The organism is Sulfurimonas sp. (assembly GCF_018698455.1).
Lineage (GTDB): Bacteria > Campylobacterota > Campylobacteria > Campylobacterales > Sulfurimonadaceae > Sulfurimonas.
Map to the genome: position 1 here is coordinate 1 of NZ_JABIOQ010000031.1, position 3,784 is coordinate 3,784.

Annotated in this window: 3 protein-coding genes and 1 pseudogene; 2 read left to right on the forward strand and 2 right to left on the reverse strand. The window is 34.9% G+C overall.

Features of this window, described 5'->3' with window-relative positions; translation table 11 throughout:
* Positions 1-25 precede the first annotated feature (25 nt).
* Together HOG88_RS04520 and HOG88_RS04525 are read left to right on the forward strand one after the other, a co-directional pair.
* On the forward strand, positions 26-1,183 hold the full coding sequence (locus HOG88_RS04520; protein WP_367234549.1) for an iron-containing alcohol dehydrogenase: 1,158 nt from the start codon (positions 26-28) through the stop codon (positions 1,181-1,183).
* Positions 1,184-1,287: 104 nt separating this feature from the next.
* The gene (locus HOG88_RS04525) at positions 1,288-1,920 is read left to right on the forward strand and encodes a hypothetical protein (protein WP_295003670.1); all 633 of its coding nucleotides are present in this window, start codon (positions 1,288-1,290) and stop codon (positions 1,918-1,920) included.
* Positions 1,921-1,930: 10 nt separating this feature from the next.
* On the opposite strand, the pseudogene HOG88_RS04530 reads toward HOG88_RS04525, so the two are convergent.
* Both HOG88_RS04530 and HOG88_RS04535 read right to left on the reverse strand, forming a co-directional pair.
* Positions 1,931-2,564: pseudogene (locus tag HOG88_RS04530) on the reverse strand (HAD family hydrolase).
* A partial coding sequence (locus HOG88_RS04535; RefSeq protein ID WP_295003672.1) for an ABC transporter substrate-binding protein occupies positions 2,564-3,784 on the reverse strand: 1,221 nt, incomplete at its 5' end. The pseudogene HOG88_RS04530 and the gene HOG88_RS04535, both read right to left, overlap by 1 nt.

The following is a 3,784-nucleotide window of genomic DNA, read 5'->3' on the forward strand; positions in this document are numbered from 1 at the left end:
AACTGAAGTGTCATAGGTGTCCGATTTGCTCCGTTTTTTGCAAGATTTTTCATATTACAACCCTACAAAAATAGAATTTGGTAGAGAAAAAGAAAAAGAGATAGGTCGCTATATAAAAGAAGCAGGAATTACAAAGATTCTTTTTGTATACGGCATGGGAAGCATCAAAAAAAGTGGTTTATATGATGAAACTATTATCTCTTTAAATAAGCATGGTATCAAGTATGAAGAACTTGATAAAGTAGTAAGTAACCCTCTTCTTTCTCGTGTCAATGATGGTATCAAACTTGCAAGAGAAACAGAAGTCCAGGCTATTCTTGGCGTTGGTGGAGGCTCTGTTGCTGACACTATTAAAGCCATTGCAGTTGGCGTTAAGTATGATGGTGATGTATGGGACTTTTTTTCAAATAAAGCAGTCATTAAAGAGGCTCTTCCTGTCTTTACAGTTATGACACTAGCAGCAACTGCAAGTGAAATGAATGGAAACTCAGTTATCACACATGATGAGACAAAAGAAAAGTTTTCAATTGGGTCTGTTCTTGTTAATCCTGTACTTTCAGTTATCAACCCTGAGTTAATGGCTAGTGTTTCTAAAGATTACCTTGCTTACTCTGCTGTAGATGCAATCGCTCATGTTATAGAAGTCTACTTTACTGCGACTTACCATAGTGACTTTAACTCACGACTCGTTGAATCTATCATAAAGTCTATGATGAGAACAACAGAAATCTTATTAAAAAATCCTAATGACTATAATGCTCGTGGTGAATTTGCTTGGATAGCTACACAAGCCTTAAATGGCTTAACTCCAAGTGGAACAGAAGGTGGGAGTTTTCCTAACCATATGATAGAGCATGCACTCTCTGCCCTTTATAATGTTCCACATGGGGCAGGACTCTCAGTTGTCATTCCTGCATGGATGAAGTGGTATAAAGAAAAAAATATAGCTCAGTTTCAAAGATTTTCAAAAGAAGTATTTGGACTAAAAACAGCTGATGAGGGTATCTATGCTCTTGAGGCATGGTTTGAAAAAATAGATTCTCCCGTCACTCTAAAAGGATTGAAGATACCTAAAACTGATATTCCAGATATTGCAAAAAATGCCTATGTTATTGCTAAAACATGGGGTTATGACAAAGAAAACTCTTTACAAAACATCATTGAGGTTTTAGAGAAAGCTTAGATAAATTGTTAAAGTTAATATTCAATATCAAATTTACTTATAATTTTTAAGTTTAATTCACTAGTTCAAACGCTATAATTCGGAAAATTAAAAGGGATTTAATAATGAATAAAATGAAAACAAAACTTATCGGTGCATTTATAGTACTAACTGTACTTTCTCCTATTTCTGCACAAGCGTGGTTCTTTAACACAATGATCAACGGAATGACTTCAGTTGCAAATAATATGGTTACAGGTTCTACTAATGTTGCAAATAACATGGTTGATACAGGTGGAGAAACTTCTCAAGCTATGATGGGACTTGTTTCTAAACTTTCTGATGATATTGGAATAATGGCAGATAGAATTGGTGAGATGTCAGACAGAATTGTTGAGACTGAAAAGCTTATGCAAGAAGTAGCACTTCAAATGACATCAAATGGTTCTTCAACTTCATCTGTATCAAATGCACCTGCAGTTCTATCACTAAGATATAGCAATGATCTTTATGGAGATGAAGTACCATCTATACAGTTTAGAAAAGAGACTAATGAGTTTTTACTTTACTTTTCAAGTACTCCTGACTTTAGTACAAGTTCAAGCTCAATACTAGTAGCTAGTCAAAGTGATTTAAGTAGAGGATGGCCTCTTGCATTAACACTAGTTAAAGACGGTAAACTATATATAGCTGCAAAACGAATTGATGGAAATACTATCACTTCATTATCAAACATTATACCTCTAACAATTAACTAGGTTCTCCTAGTTAATTAACTTCCAAAAACTTTATTGCTTCAAGAGCATCTTCTACTACTATATCAGTATATTTTTCAAGAGTACTTTTACTATCATAACCACTCAGTACACCTATAGAATTAACCCCTGCATTTTTAGCACTCAATAGATCAAGCTTGGTATCACCAATCATCCAGACTTCTTTGCCAACAGTGTCCAAAACTCTTAAGTGCATTTAATATAGGTTCAGCATGTGGTTTAGGATTCTCAACATGTTCACGACCAATGAGTACTTTGAAGTACTCCATTAACCCAAAGTGTTCCATTAGAACTTGAGAATATTTACCAGTTTTAGTAGTAACTATCCCTATCTCAGCTATTTCACTAGCAAGTTTCACTGCTTCTTTTGCACACTCCAATAGGTGAGTCTTTTCACACGATATCACTCTATAATGTTCTTTATAAGTGTCTACATAATCCCAAACTACACTTTCTTCTATACCTAGCTCTTTATACATAATATCAAGTGGGTATCCAATTAGTGCTTTTATCTCTTCATCACTAGGATGTTTATGTTTGTGCACATCAAAAGAGTTATGAAAACTCTCTAAAATTGCATCCGTCGAGTCTATCAGTGTTCCATCTAAATCAAACAGTATTATCATTATTCTTTTCCCCATTGTATATAGTTATGCCAAATTCCGCCTAGTGCAGGGGTGACATTTTTCACTCGTTTATCTACAGCTGTTATAGAGTTTGGTATGTAGAGAAAAAGATATGGGTTATCGTCTGTAATTATTTTAAACATCTCTCTCCACTTTTTACCAAGTTCTTCTCTATCTATAATGCTTTGCGATTCTTCTATCATTTTGTTTACTTCTGGGTTATTATATCCTACAAGGTTAAAGCCACCTTTTTTGTCACTATCTTTATGCCAAAAAAGATATGGGTCTGGTGTGGGTGAGAGTCCCCATCCAAGTAAAACACTCTCAAACTTATGTGGAAAAACAACCATATTTAAAAAAGCTTGCCACTCCATCACTCTTAGTGTTACAATGACCCCAGCCTTTTTTAGTTGGTGCTGTAAAATCTGTGCAGCATAGGGGCGAATTGGGCTAGAGTTTGATGTCACTATCTCAAACTCAAATGGATTGTTTTCATCATATCCAGCAAGTTTGAGTAGCTCCTTTGCTTTTTTTATATCTGTAGTTGGAACTTTAACATCTTCGTTAAACGCCAAGGTTCCTGGTAAAAAAGGTCCGCTACAGGCTTTGGCATGTTTAAAAAAAAGTATATCTACTAACTCTTGTCTATCTATAGCTAATGAGAGTGCTTTACGGACACGAGGATCTTTAAACTTCTCCTCACGTAGGTTAAACCCTAAGTATGAATAAGATAAGCTGATTTTCTCATAAATATTAAACTTCTCAAAGAACTCCTCATTTAACTGTCTTTCATATGCCATAGGTTCTACACTACCTAGGTCGAGTTGTGCTGACTTTAACATCAAAAACCTAGTCATTGGGTCAGCTATAACATGAAAACTTATCTTGTCAATCTTTGCTCGACCTAAAAAGTACTCATCAAATGCAGTAAGGACTATGTTCTTTGAAAACTCAAGTTGTTCTAACCTATAAGGTCCTGTTCCTATTGGGTCTGTGTTAAACTTTGCACCCATAAGGTCTTCTTCATCTTTTAAAATATGCTCAGGGAGTATACCCATCATCCAAGTCTCTAAAGCTTTGAAGTAAGCCTTTTTATATTTAACTTGAACTTTATACTTATCAACTACTTTAACACTCTGCACAAAACGAAAACCTGCACTATACGGTGAAGATATTTTGTCTGAGATCAGTGTTTCATAAGTAAAAAGTACATCTTTTGC

Bases quoted from the DNA above. Each gene is read 5' to 3' on its own strand.
- HOG88_RS04525 (WP_295003670.1), top strand. From the start codon at position 1,288: ATGAATAAAATGAAAACAAAACTTATCGGTGCATTTATAGTACTAACT.